This is a genomic window from Actinomadura opuntiae (assembly GCF_030283205.1).
Lineage (GTDB): Bacteria > Actinomycetota > Actinomycetes > Streptosporangiales > Streptosporangiaceae > Spirillospora.
This window is the reverse complement of sequence record NZ_JASNWF010000003.1, coordinates 207,342-228,614: the sequence shown is the minus strand read 5'-3', so window position 1 is coordinate 228,614 and position 21,273 is coordinate 207,342. Positions and strand designations below refer to the sequence as shown.

Sequence of the window (21,273 nt, the reverse complement as noted above, 5' to 3'; positions counted from 1 at the left end):
TGCAACGATCGATGCCGGAACTGCATGGATCGTGACCGACCCGGGGCGGGTGACCTCGATTGACGGACGCGCGGCAACTGGAAGTCTTCCTGACACTGGCCGAGGAACTGCATTTCGGCCGCACCGCCGAGCGGCTCCTCCTCACCCAGCCCCAGGTGAGCCGGGCCGTGGCCGCCCTGGAACGCCACATCGGCGCACCGTTGTTCGAACGCACGAGCCGCCGCGTCCGCCTCACCCCGCTGGGGCGCCGGTTCCGCACCGAGGCGGAACCCGCTTACCGGATGCTGCAGGACGCTCTCCGCAACGCCCGCGCCGAGGCCGGCCAGATCGCCGGGACGCTGCGCATCGGATTCCTTCTGCCGACCGGTGGAGAAACCCTCAACCGCCTGGTCCGCGCCCACGAGGCCCGCCATCCCGGAAGCCGGATCGCCCTCAGTCACATCCCTTATCGCGCCCTCTACGAACCGCTCCGGCGGAACGAGATCGATGTCCTGATCTCCTACCTGATCCTCGACCCCCGCGAGCAGTCCGACCTGACCGCAGGTCCGGCGATCCACCACGCCTCCCGGGTACTGGCGGTCGCGGCCGCCGATCCGCTGGCGGGCCGGGACTCGATATCGATCGAGGACCTCGCCGGCCGCCGCACCGCCACACGGCCGGCCCTGTTCCCCCGCGCCCTCTTCGACCACTTCATCCCACCGGCCACCCCCTCGGGCGAACCGATTCACCGCACCTACGACCTCGGCGACGACGATGCCTACGGGGTGGCGACGGCCGCGGTCGCGCGCGGACACATCGTCCATCCGAGCATCGACGCCTTCACCGCGCAGCTCGCCCACCGCGACGACATCGCGCTCATCCCCATCCACGACCTTTCCGCCATGCCGATCGGTCCCATCTGGGTGACCGCCCGCGAGAACGCCCGCATCCGCGCTCTCGCCGACACCGCCGCGACATTCGCGGCGGCACGCGGCCGCCCCGCTTCGTAGGGCGAACGGTTGCGCATTGCCCGATCCCGGAACTGCTCACGCGCTCCGGCGAGCAGTTCGATCCTGCGGATGGACACGCGACCGCGGCGGCGGGACGAGGGACCGGCTCCGGCGGGGCCCGCGATCAGGGCGGCGACCACGATCAGGCGGGGCGGCCGCTCGACCGTCGTCGGCGCTCACGCAGGTGCTGAGCGATCTGGGCGAAGGCGCGGACGAGCGACGGCTCTCCCGAGTTCCGCCAGATGAGCGCCCATTCGAGGCCGGGCGAGTCGTGGATCGGAATGTAGGCGATGTCGCCGGGGCGAAGTACTTGACGGCGTGCGCAGGCACCGGCGTGACGCCCTGGTTCGCGGCGACGTTGGCGAGGATCTCCTGGACGGTGCGGGTCACCGGGCCGCGCGGGATCGGCCGGCCGCTCGGGGGCTGCGCCGGGCGCTGTGCCTGCCGAAAATTACGTATCCCGCCGGTGGGGGCCGGCCCGCCGAACAGCGAGGCCGCGCCGAACAGCACCAGGCCGGTCCGGAAGACCCGCTTGCGGCCGTAGACGTCGCCGACCCGCCCGGCGACGAGCATCAGCCCCGCCGAACGTCAGCGAGTACGCGTTGACCACCCAGTTCAGGTCGGCCGGAGAGATCTTCAGCGAGCCCTGGATGCTCGGGAGCGTGACGATCATGATCGTGCCGTCGAGCACGACCAGGAACCGCGCGAAGGCGATGACCGGACGGCGCGGTGCCGCTGCGGTCGCGTTACCGGTCGTCGTCGCCGGTCGTGACCCGGTCGACCTGGGGAAGCCGATCGTCGGCGGCCGAGGTGGGCGCCAGCCGCCTGACGGCGTCGGGCATGGGGCCGACGGTGAAGACGCGGACGGACGAGCCGATGGTGACGGCGGCGAAGGACGCTTCGGGCGGCACCTGGCCAGGGAGCGGGATGACGTGCATTCCCGCGTCGAGTCGGCCGTCGAACACGAGCCCCGACGCGCTCTTGGGCTCCGGGGGGACGAACGATGTGTGCCACCACGCCTCGACGGTGACGGTGGCGGCATCGTCGAGCGCGAGCCGTATCGAGCGCTGTGCGGCGTCGTAGACGACCTCGCCGCCTTCGGACGTTCCGGCCGAGGCGGCTTGTACCTGGGCGGCGATGAGACCAGCGATGCCGGCGAGGCCCTGGACGAAGGTCACGTCCGGGTTGCGCGCGGAGACGGCCTCGCGCAAGCGTCGCTTCGTGTCGGCGGGGACCATGCCGCCGAAGACCAGGACGTCGAGATCGGTGACGTCGTAGTCGTCGAGGACCCGGTCGAACTGGTTCGTGGTGTCCGCGGAATAGCCTTTGGCGCGCAGAATGTCGACGGTGGCGAGGAGCACGCTGGGGCTGCGTCCGATGACGAGAACGCGGCCGGATTCGGTTTTCGGCGAAGTGTTCACTGTCAGATCTCCTTGGCGGCGGATTTCGAGACCGGCCGCGGTTCGGCGGCATGGCCGAAAATCTCGCCCGGCCCCATGAAGGGTCGTCGTGGATGGGCGGACACCGGGGCGGTGAACCCGGCTTCGAGTGTTGGTATGGCCAACATAGCGAGTGTTGGCGCGACCCACAACTATTAGACTTGGCGGGTGCCCATGCCCCATCACGACGCCGGCCGTACGCCCGCCCGGCTCCAAGGACGCGCGACCTGGCTGGTCAGCCGAGCGCACGCACGCGCATCGGGCCTGCTCGGCGCTGGTTTCGAGGCCCACGGCGACGGACTGCGCAGCTACCACTACCGGCTCCTCGCCGCGCTGGAGGAGTGGGGGCCCGCGAGCCAGGCCGACCTCGGCCGCATGACCGGGATCGACCGCAGCGACGTGACCGCCGCCCTGACCAAGCTCGAGTCCCGCGACCTCGTCGAGCGCGCGGCCGATCCCGCCCACAAGCGGCGGAACATCGTCACGATCACACCGGCGGGCGTCGAACGGCTCCTCGAACTCGACAAGGTCATCGACGGCATCCAGGACGAATTTCTCGCGCCTCTGACGGCCGCCCAGCGGCGCCGATTCATCACCCTGCTGTCACGACTCGTCGACGGATAACACCGACCCTTTTGAGCGTGGTGCGGTCTGCCCGAGTCGCAGGGGCCGAATGGCATGGGCACGAGCCGCCGCGTTTGGTGCGGCAGCACGGCGACGTCCGTCCGGGTCGGCTTGAGGCAGGCCGTCCGAGCTGGCAGGCGGGCGGCGGCACGGGACGGACGGCGGCCCGGTGGAACTCCAGCCGCAGCGACGAGTCGCGCGGTATGAGGAGCGCGGTGCCGCCTGCGTCCTCGTCCAGTTCGCCGCGCGAGACCGCCGTTCCGCACTCGCGGATCATCGCCAGCCGCTCATGCAGCACGCCGGTGTCGGTCACCGTCGCTCCGGTGAATCTGGGCAGCCCGCTGTTCTGGATGATCTCGTCGATCTCCTTGTCCGGCGCCCAGGCCAGCAGGACCAGCGCCGAGGCCCCCGCGTTGACGGGCAGTACATGGCCTCGTTCGTAGGACAGCCGGACGGGGTGGTCGGCCTCCTCCCGCTCGAGGCAGACCACCGTCGCGCCCGTCCGGCGCGTCAGCAGCACGGCCTCGCCGACCCGGTCGGCCAGTTCCCGCATCACCGGCCGCGCGACCTCCGACAGCCCGGATCCCCTTGCGGGCCAGCCGCGCCCGCTCGAAGACTCTCGGCCCGAGCCGGTACCCCGCGGGCCGCTGCTCCTCGTGGTTCTGCGGAGTCGGGCGGTGTCCGTTGGCAGTCCCGCTTATCAGGACTCTAGTCATGAATTACGAGACAGGATACTCTGCCGGAACCTTCGCAAGGGAGAACACGGTGGTAGATCTCAAGCTTCTCTGTCCCGGCGGCAACTTCACCGACGTCGGCAGCCTGATCGCGCACGGTCTCGCGCGGGGCGGGCTGCCGCACGGCTCGACGGTCTCGACGGTCACCGGCACCCCGTACGCGGAACTGGCCCTGAACGGCCCCGAGCTGGTCAGGCAGGGGCACTACCAGGCGGCGATCACCACGCCGGCGTGGCATCTGAGCGGCGAGGAGGGCCTGCGCACCCTGGCCTGCTTCGCGCACGACGACCAACTCGTGCTGGCGGTGCGCAAGGAGCACGGCGTCGCGAACCTGCGCGATGTGCGCGATCGGCGGCTTCCACTGAAGATCTCGATGCCCACGCGAGAGTCGGGCCACCCCGCCGCCATCGCGCTGGAGCAGCTGTTCTCCCTCTACGGCTTCACGGTCGCCGACCTGGAGTCGTGGGGCGGCCGGATCCTGCACGACCGGCCCAAGTACCCCAATCTCCCGGAGTCGGTGCCGGTCGACCCGTCGTTCGACGCGGTCTTCGACGAGGCGGTCATGACCTGGCGGTGGAAGCGGATCAGCGAAACCCATGAGCTGGACTACCTGCCGATCGAGGCCGACGTCCTGGCCCGCTGCGCCGAGCTGGGGATGCGGCCGGGCGTGCTGCGCAAGGGACGGTTGCGGGGAGTCGAGCGGGACGTGCCGACGATCGATTTCTCCGGCTGGATCCTGTACTGCGGCGAGGACCTGCCGGACGAGACCGCGCGCCTGGTGCTGGAGGCGCTGGAGGAGCAGAAAGACCGGATCTCCGGCCGGTTCACCGGACCGACGGCCGCGATGACCAGTCCGATCGACATGCGCAGCCTGCCGCTGGATCCGCCGGTACCGCTACATCCTGGTGCGGCGGCCTTCTACAAGGAGAGGGGATACCTCTGACATGGGCCTCGTGCATGAGCACCTGGACGCCTTCCCCTTCGCCGGACCGCCCATGGTGCTGGAGCGCCGGGAGGAGCTCCTGATCGGCGAGCCGCTGCCGATCAGCGCGCGCGCCCTGCGCGACCACGACCCGATCGAGGTCGTCCACTTCAGCCCCGAGTACGTCAACCGCGGCCGCACCCACCCGAAGGGCCTGTTCCAGAGCGACTCCCTGCGGATGGAGATCCAGACGATGACCGGCCGCCAGGGGTTCTACCACCGCAACGCCGATGTGGAGGAGTTCTCCTACCAGGTGGCCGGCCGCCGGGTCCTGATCAGCGAGCTCGGGACGATCACCCACACCGCCGGTGACTTCTCCCGCATCCCGACCGGGGTGGCGCACGACAACCTCGGCGACGCCGACATCCACCTGCTCTTCTACAGCCCCGGCCCGGTCGTGGAACGCCTCCCGCCGACCCGGGTCGCCGAATGCCTGGAGACGCCCTTCCCCGGCTGGGAACCGGTCGTGCAGAACGAAATGATCACCGCGATGCGCGGCGGGCAGGGCGAGGGCATCGGTGTCGCGCCGGCCGACGAGCGGCTCCTGATCGGTCGGGCCAAGCGCACCGACGCCCGCATCCCCTTGGTGCGCTGCGGGCAGACGGCCTGGCTGTACGCGACCCCGCAGATCCTCATCGGGCAGGTGGTGGCCGCCTCGTCCGACGGTCGGCTCTACCGCCGCCACCTCGACGCCGACGAGATCCAGTACCAGGTCAGCGGGACCCGGACCCTGGTGACGCAGCGTGGCACGGTCGACCTCGTGCCGGGCGACTTCGTTCGCATCCCGCGCGGTGTCGCCTTTGCCGGTCTCCACTCCGGGCCCAGCACGCACCTGGTGGTGGCCACCGTCGAGACCATGCCGCAGGTGGCCGAGACGACCAAGAAGGCCCGTCCGATCACTTCGGCCGAACTGGAGGCGCTGCGATGACGGACATGCTCGCGGTCCGCGTCCGGGAGGGCTCCCTCGACCTGCATCTGGACCGGGCGCCGGTGCCCGAGCTCGGCCCCGAGGACGTGCTGGTCAAGGTCGCCTCGGCGGGTCTGGCCCCCAGCATCGTCAAGCACCTGGCGCGTGGACGCTTCACCCACCTGCCCAGCACGCCCGGGCACGAGGTGGCCGGCACGGTGGTCGACGCGGGGGCGGACACCGGGCGGTCCCTGGTGGGGGCGCGGGTCCGGGTGCATCCGATGCTGTCGTGCGGGTCGTGCCGGTACTGCACGACCGCGCGGCAGCAGATGTGCGCCCAGGCCGCGATGATCGGCAATGCCGCGTTCGGGACCGGGCCGATGGAGATGTACGCCCGCTACCACGACGGCGGGCTCGCCGAGTACGTCCGGGTTCCGGTACGGCTGGTCGATCCGCTGCCCGACCACGTCGGCTTCGACATCGCCGCCAAGCTCCACGAACTGGGCAACGCCCACCGGGCGCTGACCGGCGCGGGCCTGCACCCGGGCGCCAGTGTCGTGGTGACCGCGGCGACCGGTGCGATGGGCACCGCGACCGCCAAGCTGGCCGAATCGTTCCAGGTGGGAGAGCTGATCCTGGTCGGGAGGTCGGCCGAGCGGCTGGAGGCGGTGCGGCCTCTCGCCGGCTCGGTGCCGGTCCGCACGGTCGCGCTGGAGGATCTCGGCACCGACTGGGCGGAGACGGGGGCGCTGACCGGTCGGCTTCGCGAACTGCTGCCCGAAGGCGCCGACGCGGTGCTGGACTACCTGCCCGGCGGCCCCGGCACGGCGCAGGCGATGGAGGCGCTGGCGACCGGCGGGACCCTGGTCCACATGGGCGGGAGCGGTGACCGGCTGCCGTTCCCCATCCGCGTCATCATGACCCGGTGCTGGAAGGTCGTCGGCACCCGCGGCTGCACGCGTGAGGACACCTCCGCCGTGCTCGGGCTGCTGGCCTCCGGACGGCTCCGGGCCGACGAGCTGATCACCCACCGGTTCGCGCTCCGCGACGCGCCCGAAGCGATGGCGGCCGTCCTGTCCCGCGCGGAACCGATGTGGATGGCGGTCGTCCACCCTTGATCGACTGCCGAGGCCCGGCGCCCACCGCGCCGATCGGGCCTTCGGCGCACCCTTTTGGCAGGTGAGACGCGCACCCGGGAACACGCGCGCAAGCAGATCCGATTTTCAGGACATAAGTCTTGACCTTCAGGACGTCAAAATGAAGACTCGATGTGACCTGCAACACCTCAGGTGAGGAGCCGACCACGTCCAGAGAAACCAGCCCAGTGCCCGCCCGGCGATGGCGGTACCTGGCGCACATGAGCGGTCCGAAGGTGCGTACGGCGTTGCGCGGGGGACTCGGGCTCGCGTCGCTGGCGCTGACGGTGCAGATGCTGGCGGCGTGGGGCCCGCGCCGGTGGGCCGTGCCCGGACTGGGCCGGCTCGCCGCTCAGGTGGGCGAGCTGGTCACGGCGGACGGCTTCGCCGCCGCCGTCCTGGCGACGGTCATCGCGGTCGGGATGGCGGTGGTGACCGGCTCGGCCGCGGCCGTGGTCATCGGTGTCGCCTTCGGATCCAGCCGGTCGGCCTACCGCGCCTTCGGGCTGCCGTTCGAAATCCTGCGTCCCGTCCCGGCGGTCGCCTTCATCCCGCTGGCGATCCTCGCGCTCGGCCAGGGCCAGACCATGGAGGTGGTGGTCGGCGCGTTCGGTTGCTGGTGGCCGATGCTGTTCAACACCGTCTACGGCGTCGGGCAGGTCGACTCCCAGGCCCGCGATGCCGCCCGCGTCCTCGGCTGCGGACGGCTCGCGGTGGTCGTCCGGGTCGTGCTGCCCTCGATGCTGCCGTTCCTGATGGCGGGCCTGCGCACCGCCGCCCCGCTCGCCCTGATCATCGTGATCGGCGCCGAGTATCTGGCCTCGGCGGGGCACGGGCTCGGCGGCGTGCTGATCCAGGCCACTTCCACCGGCGACGTCGATGTGCTGTGGGCCACCGCGGTGCTGACCGGCGTCCTCGGCATCCTGATCGGTGCCGCCGTCGCACTGGCGTCCCGGCTGACCTGCCCCTGGGCCGCGGAGCGGGCCCGATGAGGCGCGGCACCGGCGTGCTGAGCGGCGTCCTGGTGATGACCGCGATCATCGCGGTCTGGCAATGGCGGGTCACCGTCCACCCGGTCTTCTTCCTGCCCGCGCCGTCGGCGATCTGGGATCGGCTGCGCACCGACTGGCTGTCGGGCCCCGCCGGTCACCTGTTCGTCTCCGAGACGGCCTGGTCGGCCATCGGCCAGACCTTCCGGACCGCACTGGCGGGCTGGGTCATCGCCTCCTGCGCCGGGATCGTCGCCGGCGCGGTGATCGGCGCGCTGCCCGCCGCCCGCGACTACACCGGCGCGCCGCTCCTGCTGCTGCGCAGCACACCGCCGATCGTCGTCGTGCCGCTGTCCATCGCCGTCCTCGGCGTCGGCACCGCGATGCACCTGACCGTGGTCGTCTTCGGCTGTGTGTGGCCGGTGCTGCTCAACGCCGCCGCAGGTGTCGCCGAGATCGAACCCCTCCAGGTCGACGTGGCCAGGCTCAATCACTTGGGCCCCGCCAAACGCTTCTTCCGCGTGCTGCTGCCCGCGGCCGCGCCGAAGATGTTCGCCGGGTTGCGGGTGGCGATGTCCCTGGCCATCGTCTTGTCGGTCGGCTCGGAGATGTTCGCCGGAGCCGGCGGCCTGGGCGGCGCCGCACTGCAGGCACAGAACACCTTCGACGTCTCCGCGCTGTGGGCCACCCTCACCGTGCTGGCGTTCTTCGGCGTGCTGTTCAACGCCCTGTTCCTGCTCATCGAGAAACACGCCTTGCGATGGCATGTCCTAAGGAGGACTCAGTGACCCCTCCCATCCTCGCGGTCAAGGGGCTGGAGCACCGCTACGGAACCGGTGACCGGTCACACCAGGCGATCGCCTCGATCGACTTCGAACTCCAGGCGACCCGGGCCATGTCGATCGTCGGCCCCTCGGGCGCAGGGAAGACGACCCTGCTGCGCTGCCTCACCGGCCTCGTCACCCCCACCCGCGGTGTCGTGAGTTTCGCAGGCGAGGCGATCCGCGGGATTCCCGAGGGCGTCGGGGTCGTGTTCCAGGACTACAGCCGTTCGCTGTTCCCCTGGTTGAGCGTGATCCGCAACGTGGAGTTCCCGCTGCGCGGCATCGGCCTCGGCAGAGCCGAACGGCATCGGCGCGCCCAGGAGGCCCTGTCGATGGTCGGGCTCGCCGACGCGGTCCGCAAGTACCCCTGGCAGCTGTCGGGAGGGATGCAACAACGCGTGGCGATCGCCCGGGCACTGGTCACCGAGCCCCGGCTGCTGCTGATGGACGAGCCCTTCGCCTCCGTGGACGCCCAGACCCGCGCGGACCTGGAAGACCTGGTCCTGACCATCCGGGCCGACACCGCCACCAGCATCGTGGTGGTCACCCACGACATCGACGAGAGCGTCTACCTCGCCGACACCGTCCTCGTGCTGTCCGGCAGTCCCTCGCACGTCATGGCGACCGTCGCTGTCGACCTGCCCTATCCCCGCGACCAGGTCGACACCAAGCGGCTCGAGGAGTACCTCGACATCCGCGCGAAGATCTACGACCTCATCCACAGTTCCTGAACGTCTTTCGCTCATCCATCCCACCCCTGGAGCCGTCATGCGTTCTGTTCGCCATGCCCGCAAGACCTCGATCCTCGTCGCGGCCGGGATGCTGGCCGTCGCCGCCTCGGCCTGCTCGTCGGGTTCCGGATCCTCCGGAGCATCCGGCGACACCAGGCTGAAAATCCTCGTGTCGCCCCAGCCCAACGTCGCCCCCATCTACATCGCCAAGGAGAAGGGCCTGTTCGCCAAGCAGGGCCTGGACGTGACCGTCGCAGCCGGCCAATCCGGTTCTTCCATCGTCGCCGCACTGCAGTCCGGCGGGGTGAACATCGGCATGGTCAACTACGTCACGGTGTTCTCCGGCGTCTCCCACGGCCTGAAACTGAAATTCGTCGCGCAGTCACGGGCCGGCCAGGCCGGGGCCGACGGCATTTTCACCAGAAAGGGCAGCGCGATCCGCTCCATGGCCGGTTTGAGGGGCAAGAAGATAGGCGTTCCCGGCACGGGCTCCATCGCCGATCTGGTCACCGATCTGCGGCTCGCCGAGGCGGGCATCGGTCCCAAGGACGTCAGGTTCGTCCAGGTCCCGGTACCCAACGCCCTGTCCTCCCTCAACAACGGCCAGGTCGACGCCTCGTGGCTCACCGGCACGCAGGAGAGCCAGGCGAGATCGGCGGGCAATCCCCGGATCATCGACGCCTGGGCCGGCAGCGCCGCGGGCTTCCCGATCGCCGGATGGGCCGGGACCGGCGCATGGATCAACAGCCACCGCGACACCGTCACCAAGTTCAAGGCGGCACTGAAAGAGGCCTCCCAACTCGCTCAGCGCGACCCGGGCCTCGTTCGTAGGACACTGCCCACCTTCATGCACCTGACCCCATCACAGGCATCATCGATCGCCATTCCCACCACCTGGCAGACCGACAACGACCCCACAGCCATGAAGCACGTCTCCGACACGATGACCAGGCTCGGATTCCTGGACAAGCCGATCCGGCCGCAGGATGTCCTGGCGCAATAAGGCATGACCGGGATTGTGCTTTCGCCCCTTCTGAGCACCCACGCGGACGACTTCGTCTGGGCGCGAGGGCAGGGGCCTGGGGGAGATCAAGAAGCAGCTTCACCCGTCATGGCGATGAACATGGGGCCACCACCGTTGCGATCCTGGCGATTCGGCGGATCATGTCGTGCCCGACCAGCACGATGGCCATCATGACCGCGTTGAACCCGACGATGCCGGCGGCGACCGGGAGCCCGAGCAGGACGGTGCCGACCGAGCCGAACTGGGCGCGGCTCTGGACCATCTGCTCGATCGCCGCCGGCTTCTTCTGACTCGCAGTTGACGTAGTCGCCGTCGGCGGGTTCGGCGGCGGCGCGGGCGGCCATCTGGTCGCGGGTCCAAGGCGCGGCCGGACCGCCGGGCGGTGCTCGCCGGGAGTCGACGGTCCAGGGTGTCCCCGGCGAAGGCGTGATGCGGGCCCCGGTGAGGACGCCGACACCCCGCGCCCGACCAAGAGGTTCCGCATCCCCAGCTGGTATCCCACCACCGGTGGGAAGCTCCGCGACTGCAAACCCGCAGGCGGCCACCGGCCGGATTCTCGCTCTGACCTGGACTTCCGTGTCGCTTCGGGCGTGGTGATCGCTATGCGGCGTTGCGGTATTCGTTGGTCACACCGCCGAGGAGGCGCGTCCGGCGGATGGCGGCGTTGCTGCTGATGGAGGTCGGTTCGGGCGGGGGAGTAGGAGGTCGTCGTCCCACGGAACGATGCGGACGGTGACCATTGAAATGATCGGCGTAGATCCTGAGCACGGTTTCCAGATGGCGTCGGGAGAAGATGGCGGCCCAGCCTGCCCGACCACAGCATGATCCCGCTCGGGAAACTCGCAGGTCAGGCTCCGAACCGGGATAACGAAGCCCCGCAGGTCGCTCCGCCGTGCTCGAGGCCGGTGTGGGCGGGCGCGGACCGGGCCCACTTCTCGGGCTGGGTCCGGGTGACCGCCTCGCGGGCGTCGACGTCGCTCACAGGAACGGCCGCACCTCGAGCTTCCGGTTGCAGGCCCTCGACCCATCGGCGGCGAGCTTGAGCGCCACGTCCAGATCGGGGGCCTCGATGATCCAGAAGCCGGCGAGGTACTCCTTCGACTCCACGAAGGGCCCGTCGGTGACCATTGTCTGCTCGCCCCGGTCGTCGATGACGGTGGCCGTCTCGGGCGAGGCCAGGCCGCCGGCGAAGACCCAGTGGCCGTCGGTCTGGAGCCGGTCGTTGAACACGTCGATCGCAGCGTGCTCCTCCGGGGTGGCGAGTCCGGCCTGGTCGTGGATCACGGAGATCAGGTACTGCATCCAACGATCATCTCCTGTGGTGTCAAGAGGTCAGAGCGGTACGCCCGGCAGGTGGCCCCAAGCCCGCGCGTACTGCGGCCGCGCGGCCGACCGGCTGCCGACCACGTCGACATGGCCGCTCACCTCTTTCTCGTGATCCGGGCCGAGAACGACAACGCGTTGCGCCGTGTCGATGAGGCGGGCCGTCGCAGATAGGTGCGGACGATGCCGTCGGAGCAGCCCTCGTCGGCGACGAGATGCCCGGGCCGTCCTGATGCCGGTCGCCGGTCACCGAGCGCCGGGTCGCCGACTTCTCGGCAAGAGCAACGTTCGCGCGCCCGCGTCCAGGGTGGTTTCGTTCGCGAGGACGGGCACCGTTTGTCCGTCAGCTTCGGCACCACTTGGTTGGGGGCGGTTGGTCTGAATGTTCACGAGAAGCGGCTCCACCATTGAATCAAGACGTCGCTTGCCGCACAGGCCGCCGACCGTCCGGGGCCGGCTGCGCCGTTGTCCGGGGCGGTGTGTACTAACGCGACGCGCCTGCGCGTTCCAACAGTTCGGCGGTCGCCTCCCACAGGCGTCGCTCGCGGTCGCGGTCGTGGGCGACCGGTTGCACCTCGGTCGGCTTGGTCTTCAGCACGAACGCGCCGTCGCGCAGGTGCGCCCACTTGTCGTCCAGGGCCATCGCGGCCAGCAGCGGCCCTGAGCGCCACGGCGTCGATACGCCCGGAATCCGGCCCAGGGCGCGGCCGATCGCCTGGAACGTTTTCGGGGTGCCACGGCCGAGTGCGGTGCCGGGCATCCAGCCCGGTTCGAACACCGACACGTTGATCCCGGCGCCGGCTCGGCGCTGCAGCTCGTGGGCGTAGTACAGGATCGCCAGCTTGGCGTTGGAGTAGGCGACGCCGGAGGCGGCCATGCCCGGGGCCTTTCCACCGGTGGCCGGGCGAGCGAGTTCGATCGGGTCGGCCCACTTGGCCTCGGCCACGCCCAGCAGCTTGCGCCAGACGTTGGCGTGATAGGTGTTCGAGCCGAGCAGCACGACCCGTGCCGGGACGGTGAACGAGCCGAGCAGGTCGCCGGTGAGCTGGGCGTGGGCGAGGTAGTTGACGGCGAAGGTCATCTCGTAGCCGTCAGGCGAGGCCCGCCGGGTATCGGGCGACATGGTGCCGGCGTTGGCGACCAGCGCACGCAGCGGCCGGACGGCGCCCGCGGCGAGCAGGTCGCGCACGGTGGCCGCGGCGGCACGGACGTCGGCCAGACTCGCCAGGTCGCAGCCGATCTCGTGGACGCGCGCCCCCAGGGCACGGGCCTCGTCGGCGACCGCTGTCAGGTCGCGCCCGGCACGGCCGACCAACAGCAGGTCGGGTCGCTGCCCGTCCGGGCGGCCGGCCACGGCCAGCGCGGCGTGGCGGCCCAGGTTGCGGGTCGGACCGGTGATCAGAACAGTTCCAGGTTCGGTCATGACCGCAGCCTGCGAGACCTGGCCGGGCGCAGCCAGTCGTCCGGTTTTCGTAGGACTGCCAGGGCCAGGACAACCCAGCGCGGCCTGGCGCACACTGGAGCCCGTGGAAGCGTGGGAGTTCGGCCGGACGGTACGCCGCTGGCGCGACCGGGTGGCACCCGAGGCCATCGGCGTGCCGGCGGGCCGCCGACGCCGGGCCAGCGGGTTGCGCCGCGAGGAGCTGGCCGCGCTCGCAGGCATCTCGGCCGACTACCTGACCCGCCTCGAGCAGGGACGCGCGACCGCGCCGTCAGCGCAGGTCGTGGAGTCACTGGCCCGGGCACTGCGCCTGGCCGACACCGAACGCGACCTGCTCTACCGGCTGGCCGGGCACGCCGCACCCGGCCCGGACATCGTGCCGTCCCGGATCACCCCAAGCGTGCAACGGCTGCTCGACCGGCTCTCGCACACCCCGGTGGTCGTCTACGACGCAAGCTGGACACTCGTGCTGGCCAACGCGCCCTACGACGCGCTCATGGGCGACACGACCACCTGGCGCGGCCTGGACCGCAACGCCGTCTGGCGCAACGTCACCCGCCTGCCCTCACGGGTCGTGCACACCCCTCAGGAGCAAGCCGAGCACGAGGCCCGGCTCGTGGCCGACCTGCGCCTGACCGCCTCGCGCTACCCGGCCGACCGTGCGCTGCGACGCCTGATCACCGACCTGACCTCCGGCAGCCCGCGCTTCGCCGAGCTCTGGGACGCCCAGGCACCGCCACCCCCGGCCGACCCGTCCCGACGCAAGACCATCGACCACCCGGCGGTCGGCCCGATCACCCTGGACTGCGACACGCTGCTCGTAGCCCTGGACGACCTGCGCATCACCGTTTACACCGCCGAGCCCGGCACCGAGGACGCCGACCGCCTGGACCTCGCCGTCGTCCTGGGCACTCAGTCGCTACAGCTCTGAGAACGAATGTTCGGAAGTCCTGGGTGACACGCCGTCGGGCGTCCGTCCGGGTTTCTCCCTAACGTCCGCTCAAACGGCACCCGGGAGGCGGACTGCTACCGCGACCCGACCACCGACCACTGGGCAGGGATCCTGTACGCCAACACCCCGATCGGATACGCCTTCAGCTACGACGACGTCCGTCCCGACGGGCAGCCGGACGTCTCCGGCGCCGCCAGCGACGGCAACCCGCAACGCCCGACCGTCACCGTCGCCTAGAACGCCGCCCGCCGCCGGCCGCCTCCGCGGCGGGCGGCTTCAGGAAGCCTCCCACCACGGTTCGACGTCCTTCTGAGCGACGAATTCGTGGAAGTCCATGTTGGCGAGCTCCAAATTGCACGCCAGCGATCCGACCTTGTCGCAAGGAAGGACGGCAGGTTGCCCAGGGGTGTCGTAGAGGTCGACGACCGTCAGCGGGCGGCCCGCCTCGGCGAAAGTCCTGGCGTCGGCGAGCGCGACCAGCGTGGTGTGCTTCTCCGGCGGGACCAGCGCGGGGACCTGGCCCGGTTGGAGGTCCTCAAAGGCCCGGTCGTCGACGACCCGCGCCGTGAGCGGGTAGTTCTCGACGTCGATCTCTTCCAGGTCCAGGTCCGCGCCGACCCAGCCCTGCTCGTCGCCCCCGTCCAGGGCGGCGAGCAGGGCGCGCCAGCCGTCCTCGTCGTCGAAGCAGGTGCGGACCAGCAGGGCGGCGTCCGTGGCGGGCAGCGCCGGGAAGGCCCGGTGCGGGGGCGCCGTCGGCGCGGGGAAGGCCGGCCGGCCTCCGTCCCCCTGGTACATCCCGAACACGTCCATGTCGCGCACGAGCCGGTCGAACGTGAGGGCGCCGCTCGTCATGGCGGTCAGGACCTCGCCGAGCCGGGCCGGCGGGACCCGGACGCCGCGTCCGGGCGCGCCGGCCAGGTCGATCAGCAGCGGCCCGCCCCCGCCATAGGCCACCGAGATGTCCGCCAGGACGGCGACCTGCTGCGCCGGGCCGCCGTCAGGGACGACCGCCGGTACGTTCCCGCCGTGCAGGGAATTCCAGGCGGGGCCTTCGACCAGGCGGAGCCGTACATCGCCGTCCACGACGAGCACATCACCTTCCCGGCGACCTCGGATCTCATTGAGCAGCCCGCCCCATAATGGCGCGCCGTCCCTGAAGCAGGTGGACACCAAAAGCACTTCGCCGGGCGCGGGCTGGGGAAGGGTGGGAAAAGCCATGGTTCTCCTCCGGAAAAGCCGCTGTCGCGGTGACGGTTCCGGCCATGGTGGTGCATCGGTAGGACACTTTGACCTCAAGGCCGTCGCCGCCGGCGGCGGGCCGGGCACCCCAGTCCTGGCCGTTCGCAACCGCTCCGTCGGGGCGTGTCAACGGGGCCCACGGTTCCCACGGCCGGGGTCAGCAGCCGGCGGTGATGGTGCGCAGCAGACGGTCCCTGTCTCCGGTGGCGACGGCGTGGCGCTGCCGCTGGGCACCGTTGCCCTGGTCCAGGAGCCGGTGGATCTCGGTACTGACAGCGGGCCAGGCGGGATCATCGGTGCGGGAGCCGAGATGCTCGATGAGCGCCCTGGTGAGGTCGCGGACCGGACGGGGCCGATCGGTGAGGGGGACGGCAAGTTCGGCGTCCAGGCCGTGCCGCGCCGCGAGCCACGTGGTGCCCTGGAGGATCTCGGGGTGGTCGAACCGGCGGTCGGGGGCGCCCCCGGTGAGACAGGCCGTGGCCAGGGCCCGGGTGAGGCCGGCGAGGGCGACGGCCGTGTCGGCGTGGAGCTGGACGTCCAGCACACGGATCTCCAGCGTGGGATGCCCGTCGGACAGCCGTGCGTGCCAGTACAGATGCGATCGGTCGGGTATGACGCGCGCGTCGATCAAGCCTGCGACGCGCTCGTCGTAGTCGGCGGCGCCGGTGCAGGCGGGCGGCGGGCCGCTGACCGGCCACCGGCCGAAGATGAGCGTGCGCCAGCTCGCGTACCCGGTGTCGTTCCCTTCCCAGAACGGTGAGTTGGCGCCCAAGGCGAGGAGCAGCGGGAGCCAGGGGCGCATGCGGTTCAGCGCGCTGACCGCCACGTCCCTGTCGGGTATGCCGAGGTGGATGTGCATCCCGCAGATGAGCTGCTCGTCGGCGAGGATGCGCGAGTTGTCGCGCATGGCGTGGTAGCGCTCGGTCGCGGTGACGGGGACGGGTTGCGGCGTGCGGTAGGGGGCGCAGCCCGTGCAGGCCAGCTGGTGCCCCGTCTCGCGGGCCGCCTCGCCGACGTTCCCGCGCAGCCGCCGCAGGTGGTCGCTGAGTTGGTCGAGGGTGTCGCACACCGGTGTCGCGATCTCGATCTGGGCCTGGAGGAGTTCGAGCTGGACCTCGTCCGGGTGCGGGTCGCACATCCGGCGTGCGGCCTGTCTGACTCTGCGGCTGTCGGCGACCGGCAGACCCGAGTGCTCATCGATCAGGAGGTACTCCTCCTCAACGCCCACGGTCAGCACGTACCGCCTCCAGACACTCCGTCGGAGCCCGGTCGCTCCTCTGCCGGCATCGGACACCGGCGTCCTGTGCCGCGCGCCCGCAAACTCATCGAACCGCGAGTGCGCCGGCTCGCCGGTGGTTCGCGCAAAGCTTGCTCCCGCCAGTGTGCCGGTTCAAGGGAGCCGGCGCCGCCCTCGTCGTCGGCGAGCCGGACCGCCGCCCAGCGACGGGCCAGGGCGTCGCAGTCCGTCCCGCTGCGTGGAGAGAGCCGTCCCCGGCCGCCGTCCAAGCGTCGAAGACTATCTGGACCTTGTCCCTGTGCTTGCCGAAATGTACGTCTGCGCAGGTGAGAGGCGTGATGTCCGGCAGATTGCGGCGTAGGGCGGGGAACTGTCGCGGGGCATGCCGCGACACTGCCCTCGCCTCGGGATGATGGGCGGTCGTGCCGTTGCGACTGGCCTACTCGACCGTGGCTAACACGTTCGCGGTGCTGCGTCTGCTTCCGCTGACCGATCGGGAGAAGGACGCCGAGATCTTGGTGCGGTCGAGGGCTTCGCGTCCGCCGGGCGTGGACGGCTGCGGACTGTGGTCCGCAGTGATGGCGTCGGGCATCAGCCGGAGCGTCAGGCGGGTCGCGGACGCACGTCCCCCGTCCCCCCGGCCACCGCCCCCGACCGTGGGGCAGGTAGCTGATAGCTAACCGGGGAACGTCGCGGGGCTGGAGACGTACAGGCGGACACCGCCCGGGCTCAGTGGGCCGACCACGCCATGGCCCGGGAAGGTAACATCCTGCGGGCTCAGAATCACCAGCATGGGGTACAGCTGGACGGTCTGGCCGAGGACCCGGCGGACCTCTTGGAGCGTCCCGATGTCGGTTTGGGCTCCCATGCTCGCCGCGTTGCCGTCCTTGAGCGCCTTCCACTGCGTAAGGATCAGCGGGTGGCGGCTGTCGACGAGGACCTCGTGTGGCATGTTGTAAGCGATGTCGTACGCCCGGTCCGGGAACGGCGGCGCGATGTACTCGCGCTGGTAGCTCGGGGCCTGCGCGCCGCGATGGGCAATCTGCCAGCACAGGAACTGGACGATGGCCCACTGCTCCCAGCCGCCGCCCTTGAGGTTGTATGCCGTGTCGATGAGGTGGGCTTCGGCCTGGTACCAGCCGTTCAGGTCGTTGAGCAGGTCATTCTGGCTGATTGCAGTGGGCACGATGCCCTCCCCCGTTCGAGGACGCCTTGGCGGCGTCGCCGCCCTCACTACAGCCCGAACGCTGATAGGGGGTCAAGCGCGCGGGCAACATGTGGTCAGCTATGGAAATGTGTCGGTCGCCGGCGCCTGCCGGCACATCGCCGCATCTGACCCCCGGAGGAACACCGGCGGCCCCCGGGGCCCGTTCGCGTGAAGAGGCCGACGTCGCGGGAGTCTGGCCCTGGACTGTTGATGCTGGCCGCCCCGGTGCTCGGCACCAGTTTCACCCTGGGCGCAGGTTGCGCCCTGCGTAGCCATTGGTCGCATCTCCGTGGGAGGCTCGCTTCGAGCCCAAGGAATCCCATCGGGTCCCCACATGGTTTGAGTCGATCCAGGCCAGCATCGGTACGATAGTCCCGGCCAGTCGAGAAACCGTTGATTTCCAGTTGCGTTACACCATCCGGCCACTCAATGCCGCAGTTAGGACAAATACTAGCGCCATCCGATACGCGGAGGTCGCATTCGCGACACGCCACGATATGGGGGTTATCGGCGAGCTCGGCAGCAGCCCCGACGCGCCGATCCTTGGACGGTCAACGATACAAGCAAGGCGCCAATCTAAGTTGGTCTGGACCGGCCATCCTGTCCAGCGGTTTAAGATCGGGGACATCGGCCCGGCCAAGGAGCAGCGCCAGCCCATCGGTGGTGTAGCGGGCAACGCCGAAGCCGCCGCGACCCGTTGGGGTCGCCAACTGCTCTCCGGGGGAGACGGCCGCACGGATCAAATCCTCCACTCGTCCTCTTACGCAGCCGATCCTGGCCCAGTCCTTGAGGATTGTCGACGCCCTCTCGTGGCGCAGATCGGTTGGTCGGCGTTACGCCTGGGCCGGTTGTGTTCTTGCTACGTAGACCGTGTTGGTCGCGGCCCGGTTTTGGAAAGGGTTGTGGAATTCGACGACATGTGCTTGTGAAACGTAAAACACCTGGGCGAGTACGGCATTGAAGTGTTCGTCCGGCGGGTCGTTGGACCATAGGGCGAACACACCGCCTGGGTGGAGCCGGCCGGCGAGTCCGCGCAGGCCGCCGGGCTCGTAGAAGGGCGCATGGGCGGGGTCGAGCACATGTCGCGGCGAGTGATCGATATCGACGACGATGGCGTGGAAGCGGCGTCCCGGAATGCTCGGATCGAAGCCGTGGGGATCGGCGGCGAGGGAGAAGAAGTCTGCATGGAGGAGGCGGCAACGCGGATCTGACGTCAGGTCTGCGCCCAGGGGCACCAGACGTCGTTGGTGCCATCCGATCACTTCATCGAGTGCTTCCACGACGGTGAGTGAACGCACACGCGAGTCTTCCAGCACGGCATGGGCGGTGTATCCGAGACCCAGCCCGCCCACGATCACGTCGAGGTGGGTGTCTGCCAGCGGCTCCAGGCCGAGCCGGGCCAGCGCGATCTCTCCGGCCGTGAATTGACTGGACATGAGGAAGTCATCGTCGAGCTTGACCTCGTACACCTCGGTGCCCGAAGCCGGGTCCCGTCGCCGCCGCAGACTAATGGCGCCCTTGGCCGTCTGACGCCAGTCGATCTCCTCGAAACGCGCGCTCATACACCCCTCCGTTCCCGTCTCCCGCACCCGCGGATTCCGTGGAAGTCCGACCGGTGGCCGCGTGGCCACGACCCCGGAACGCCCCGGTCAGTCGGGCTGCCACTGACGCTACCCCTCCCGCGGAGCATGGGGCGACACTGCAGATCAAGCCGACGGCTGATTTTGTCTCAAATCGGCGGTTTCGCCGGTGGCGGCCGCGCCGGGACCGACGATGTGGCCTGCACTGCCGACAGCGACCGCCTTCGCTTCGCCGTCTATCACCTCTAGAGCTCTGGCGTGCAGACGATCTGCACGGGTGATGACTGTCATGGTGATGAACTCTCATGCCGCAGATTGTTTCTTGTGTCGACGATCTGCGGCTCGCCGGTACCCGTTTTGTGGATGGTGCTGGGTCGGACGGAGGCCGCCGATCTGCCTCGGCTACCTGCTATCTGTTGTGGCTACCAGTGGTTATGTCGGTGGCTAGACTTTTGTGTCGTCTTGTACGTGGTGGCGACCGGAGCTGTTGTGGTCGAGGTTCCTGACGCATTACTGGAGGAGTTGGCCGGACCGGTAGCGGGGGCGATTCCGCTGGTCGTGGCCCGCATTCCGAAGGGACCGGCGGCCGAGGCCGGGCGGCTGCGGGCAACCGCCGACGGCACGTGGCCGATCCGTGGATCGATCACCAGGCACCGGGCCGGGGCGTGGACACCCCATGGCAGCCGACCCGGGGCGGGCGATTCGCCGGTGCGGGACGCGCTCGGCTCGCTGCCGCCGTTGCTAGTCGAACGCCTGCTCGGCGCACTGGAACTGACCGTGCCGGAGTTGGACCGGGCCGTGGTCGAGCGCGGCCCGCTCGACGTCGTCCAGCTCGGCGGCGCGGAGGAAGTCGACGACCTTGCCCCGCATGTCGACGACGGACGGCTCCGGGGCCGGGGCGCCGGGGCCGGCGGGCGTGTACTCGGGCAGGAGGTCGGCGACGGCGGTGCGGATGGCGGTGCGGATGGTGCCGCGGCTGATGTCGTGGTCGCAGGCGAGGGCGGTCGTTTGCCGACACGCACATCGAGTTTCTGCACGGCCGGCGTAACCGACTGCGCCCACCGCCTGCGGAGTAGGCGGCCCCTTCAGCCTGCCAACTGCTGTAGCCAATCGCGCAGCAGAGCCGTCTCCGTGTCTCGCAGGGGTACCCCGGTGCTGAGCGCGGTTTCAAGTGCGGCATCGAGGGCGAGTGCGTGCGAGGCCAGGTCGGACCCGGATGAGGCGGGCGAGTCCGTGGTGACCGAGGCCATGACGGTGTCCCGCAGCCGCGCCGAAGTGGTCAGGTCCCGCTGCGAGGGCTCTTCACCGATCAGCGCCAGCGTGGCACCCGTCGTCGCCGCATGGATGACGCGGGTCGCCTGCCCCACCGGAACCCGAAGGCGCCCGGCCTCGGCCGCCCGGCCCAGCAGTCTCACCAGCAGGGCGTGCGCCTCGTCCGCGGCGGGGGGCCGCCGCCCGGGCCGCACAGTGCCATACATGAGCATGTAGAACGCGGGGTGCCGCAGTCCGAAGTCGACGTGCAGGTCCCAGCCGCGGTAGAGGTCGGCCACCGGGTCGTCCGGGGTCAGTGCCAGTGCCTCCCGTTTCTCGGCCAGGTACATCTCGAACCCGTAGGCGGCCAGCTCGGCCAGGAGTCCGTCCTTGTCGTCGAACATCCGGTAGAGCGCGGGGGCCGTGATGCCGGCGGCTGCGGCGACCGCGCGCGTGGAGACCGCTTCGCTGCCGCCCTCCTCCAGGAGCTTGGCCGCCACCTGCAGTACCTGGCGCCGCGCGGCGCGTCGTGCCTCGTTCATGGAACAACGATATCCCATATTGCGTATCGCTGCTCTATCGGTGTTACTGTCTAGAGCGGAACGACGATCCATGCTGATGGTGGTCGGCGTCGGCCCGCGACCTGGGCATGCGCCGCACCTCG

At 70.0% G+C, this 21,273-nt stretch carries 21 protein-coding genes and 1 pseudogene; 11 read left to right on the top strand and 11 right to left on the bottom strand.

The window, feature by feature from the left end:
- The first annotated feature begins 59 nt into the window (after positions 1 to 59).
- Entirely contained in the window at positions 60 to 989 is a 930-nt protein-coding gene (locus QP089_RS07400; protein WP_285910595.1) for a LysR family transcriptional regulator, read from the top strand.
- Between the two features lie 746 nt (positions 990 to 1,735).
- On the opposite strand, the gene QP089_RS07395 is transcribed toward QP089_RS07400, so the two are convergent.
- Positions 1,736 to 2,410, bottom strand: coding sequence for a hypothetical protein (locus QP089_RS07395; RefSeq protein WP_285910594.1), 675 nt, complete (start codon positions 2,408 to 2,410; stop codon positions 1,736 to 1,738).
- 192 nt (positions 2,411 to 2,602) lie between these two features.
- Between QP089_RS07395 and QP089_RS07390 the strand changes: the two genes are divergently transcribed.
- Positions 2,603 to 3,052 (top strand): MarR family winged helix-turn-helix transcriptional regulator, encoded by a 450-nt coding sequence (locus QP089_RS07390; RefSeq protein ID WP_285910916.1) that lies wholly within the window; start codon positions 2,603 to 2,605, stop codon positions 3,050 to 3,052.
- Here QP089_RS07390 and QP089_RS07385 read toward each other — a convergent pair.
- The gene (locus tag QP089_RS07385; RefSeq protein WP_446474014.1) at positions 3,021 to 3,629 is read right to left on the bottom strand and encodes an IclR family transcriptional regulator; all 609 of its coding nucleotides are present in this window, start codon (positions 3,627 to 3,629) and stop codon (positions 3,021 to 3,023) included. The genes QP089_RS07390 and QP089_RS07385 overlap by 32 nt on opposite strands.
- A gap of 188 nt (positions 3,630 to 3,817) precedes the next feature.
- On the opposite strand from QP089_RS07385, the gene QP089_RS07380 reads away from it, so the two are divergent.
- The 7 genes from QP089_RS07380 (at position 3,818) to QP089_RS07350 (ending at position 10,358) form a co-directional block, all read left to right on the top strand.
- Positions 3,818 to 4,729, top strand: coding sequence for a TAXI family TRAP transporter solute-binding subunit (locus QP089_RS07380; protein ID WP_285910593.1), 912 nt, complete (start codon positions 3,818 to 3,820; stop codon positions 4,727 to 4,729).
- A 1-nt stretch (position 4,730) separates the two neighbouring features.
- A complete protein-coding gene (locus tag QP089_RS07375; protein WP_285910592.1) occupies positions 4,731 to 5,696 on the top strand; it encodes a hypothetical protein in 966 nt (321 codons plus the stop codon).
- Positions 5,693 to 6,793: an alcohol dehydrogenase catalytic domain-containing protein gene (locus QP089_RS07370; protein ID WP_285910591.1), complete on the top strand. Its 1,101-nt coding sequence runs from the start codon at positions 5,693 to 5,695 to the stop codon at positions 6,791 to 6,793. Before QP089_RS07375 ends, QP089_RS07370 begins: the two co-directional genes overlap by 4 nt.
- A gap of 239 nt (positions 6,794 to 7,032) precedes the next feature.
- Positions 7,033 to 7,803: an ABC transporter permease gene (locus QP089_RS07365; protein ID WP_285910590.1), complete on the top strand. Its 771-nt coding sequence runs from the start codon at positions 7,033 to 7,035 to the stop codon at positions 7,801 to 7,803.
- On the top strand, positions 7,800 to 8,588 hold the full coding sequence (locus tag QP089_RS07360) for an ABC transporter permease (protein WP_285910589.1): 789 nt from the start codon (positions 7,800 to 7,802) through the stop codon (positions 8,586 to 8,588). Before QP089_RS07365 ends, QP089_RS07360 begins: the two co-directional genes overlap by 4 nt.
- The gene (locus QP089_RS07355) at positions 8,585 to 9,355 is read left to right on the top strand and encodes an ABC transporter ATP-binding protein (protein ID WP_285910588.1); all 771 of its coding nucleotides are present in this window, start codon (positions 8,585 to 8,587) and stop codon (positions 9,353 to 9,355) included. Before QP089_RS07360 ends, QP089_RS07355 begins: the two co-directional genes overlap by 4 nt.
- Before the next feature lie 37 nt (positions 9,356 to 9,392).
- Positions 9,393 to 10,358 carry an ABC transporter substrate-binding protein gene (locus QP089_RS07350; protein WP_285910587.1) on the top strand — a complete coding sequence of 322 codons (966 nt, stop codon included), beginning with the start codon at positions 9,393 to 9,395 and terminating at the stop codon, positions 10,356 to 10,358.
- Between the two features lie 999 nt (positions 10,359 to 11,357).
- On the opposite strand, the gene QP089_RS07345 is transcribed toward QP089_RS07350, so the two are convergent.
- Together QP089_RS07345 and QP089_RS07340 are read right to left on the bottom strand one after the other, a co-directional pair.
- Positions 11,358 to 11,681, bottom strand: a complete 324-nt coding sequence (locus QP089_RS07345) for a YciI family protein (RefSeq protein ID WP_285910586.1) — start codon at positions 11,679 to 11,681, stop codon at positions 11,358 to 11,360.
- A gap of 505 nt (positions 11,682 to 12,186) precedes the next feature.
- Positions 12,187 to 13,125 carry an SDR family NAD(P)-dependent oxidoreductase gene (locus tag QP089_RS07340; protein ID WP_285910585.1) on the bottom strand — a complete coding sequence of 313 codons (939 nt, stop codon included), beginning with the start codon at positions 13,123 to 13,125 and terminating at the stop codon, positions 12,187 to 12,189.
- 103 nt (positions 13,126 to 13,228) lie between these two features.
- Between QP089_RS07340 and QP089_RS07335 the strand changes: the two genes are divergently transcribed.
- Positions 13,229 to 14,074: a helix-turn-helix transcriptional regulator gene (locus tag QP089_RS07335; RefSeq protein WP_285910584.1), complete on the top strand. Its 846-nt coding sequence runs from the start codon at positions 13,229 to 13,231 to the stop codon at positions 14,072 to 14,074.
- An 87-nt stretch (positions 14,075 to 14,161) separates the two neighbouring features.
- Positions 14,162 to 14,332, top strand: a pseudogene (locus tag QP089_RS07330) (beta-1,3-glucanase family protein); the annotation flags it as partial.
- A gap of 39 nt (positions 14,333 to 14,371) precedes the next feature.
- On the opposite strand, the gene QP089_RS07325 reads toward QP089_RS07330, so the two are convergent.
- The 7 genes from QP089_RS07325 to QP089_RS07295 all read right to left on the bottom strand — a co-directional run bounded on the left by QP089_RS07325 (position 14,372) and on the right by QP089_RS07295 (position 21,151).
- A complete protein-coding gene (locus QP089_RS07325; protein ID WP_446474011.1) occupies positions 14,372 to 15,313 on the bottom strand; it encodes a DUF6924 domain-containing protein in 942 nt (313 codons plus the stop codon).
- A gap of 178 nt (positions 15,314 to 15,491) precedes the next feature.
- Positions 15,492 to 16,571 (bottom strand): carboxylate-amine ligase, encoded by a 1,080-nt coding sequence (locus QP089_RS07320; protein WP_285910582.1) that lies wholly within the window; start codon positions 16,569 to 16,571, stop codon positions 15,492 to 15,494.
- Positions 16,572 to 17,247: 676 nt separating this feature from the next.
- On the bottom strand, positions 17,248 to 17,757 hold the full coding sequence (locus tag QP089_RS07315; protein WP_285910581.1) for a hypothetical protein: 510 nt from the start codon (positions 17,755 to 17,757) through the stop codon (positions 17,248 to 17,250).
- A gap of 854 nt (positions 17,758 to 18,611) precedes the next feature.
- Positions 18,612 to 19,340: a spermidine synthase family protein gene (locus QP089_RS07310; RefSeq protein WP_285910580.1), complete on the bottom strand. Its 729-nt coding sequence runs from the start codon at positions 19,338 to 19,340 to the stop codon at positions 18,612 to 18,614.
- A gap of 144 nt (positions 19,341 to 19,484) precedes the next feature.
- On the bottom strand, positions 19,485 to 19,649 hold the full coding sequence (locus QP089_RS07305; protein WP_285910579.1) for a hypothetical protein: 165 nt from the start codon (positions 19,647 to 19,649) through the stop codon (positions 19,485 to 19,487).
- 450 nt (positions 19,650 to 20,099) lie between these two features.
- On the bottom strand, positions 20,100 to 20,420 hold the full coding sequence (locus tag QP089_RS07300; RefSeq protein ID WP_285910578.1) for a hypothetical protein: 321 nt from the start codon (positions 20,418 to 20,420) through the stop codon (positions 20,100 to 20,102).
- Positions 20,421 to 20,443: 23 nt separating this feature from the next.
- Positions 20,444 to 21,151, bottom strand: coding sequence for a TetR/AcrR family transcriptional regulator (locus QP089_RS07295; RefSeq protein WP_285910576.1), 708 nt, complete (start codon positions 21,149 to 21,151; stop codon positions 20,444 to 20,446).
- Positions 21,152 to 21,273 lie beyond the last annotated feature (122 nt).

Excerpts from the sequence above, each read along its gene's own strand:
- QP089_RS07390 (WP_285910916.1), top strand. The coding sequence starts at position 2,603 with ATGCCCCATCACGACGCCGGCCGTACGCCCGCCCGGCTCCAAGGACGC.
- QP089_RS07375 (WP_285910592.1), top strand. The coding sequence starts at position 4,731 with ATGGGCCTCGTGCATGAGCACCTGGACGCCTTCCCCTTCGCCGGACCG.
- QP089_RS07370 (WP_285910591.1), top strand. The coding sequence starts at position 5,693 with ATGACGGACATGCTCGCGGTCCGCGTCCGGGAGGGCTCCCTCGACCTG.
- QP089_RS07365 (WP_285910590.1), top strand. The coding sequence starts at position 7,033 with ATGAGCGGTCCGAAGGTGCGTACGGCGTTGCGCGGGGGACTCGGGCTC.
- QP089_RS07360 (WP_285910589.1), top strand. The coding sequence starts at position 7,800 with ATGAGGCGCGGCACCGGCGTGCTGAGCGGCGTCCTGGTGATGACCGCG.
- QP089_RS07350 (WP_285910587.1), top strand. The coding sequence starts at position 9,393 with ATGCGTTCTGTTCGCCATGCCCGCAAGACCTCGATCCTCGTCGCGGCC.
- QP089_RS07345 (WP_285910586.1), bottom strand. The coding sequence starts at position 11,681 with ATGCAGTACCTGATCTCCGTGATCCACGACCAGGCCGGACTCGCCACC.
- QP089_RS07340 (WP_285910585.1), bottom strand. The coding sequence starts at position 13,125 with ATGACCGAACCTGGAACTGTTCTGATCACCGGTCCGACCCGCAACCTG.
- QP089_RS07325 (WP_446474011.1), bottom strand. The coding sequence starts at position 15,313 with ATGGCTTTTCCCACCCTTCCCCAGCCCGCGCCCGGCGAAGTGCTTTTG.
- QP089_RS07310 (WP_285910580.1), bottom strand. The coding sequence starts at position 19,340 with ATGAGCGCGCGTTTCGAGGAGATCGACTGGCGTCAGACGGCCAAGGGC.
- QP089_RS07305 (WP_285910579.1), bottom strand. The coding sequence starts at position 19,649 with ATGACAGTCATCACCCGTGCAGATCGTCTGCACGCCAGAGCTCTAGAG.
- QP089_RS07295 (WP_285910576.1), bottom strand. The coding sequence starts at position 21,151 with ATGAACGAGGCACGACGCGCCGCGCGGCGCCAGGTACTGCAGGTGGCG.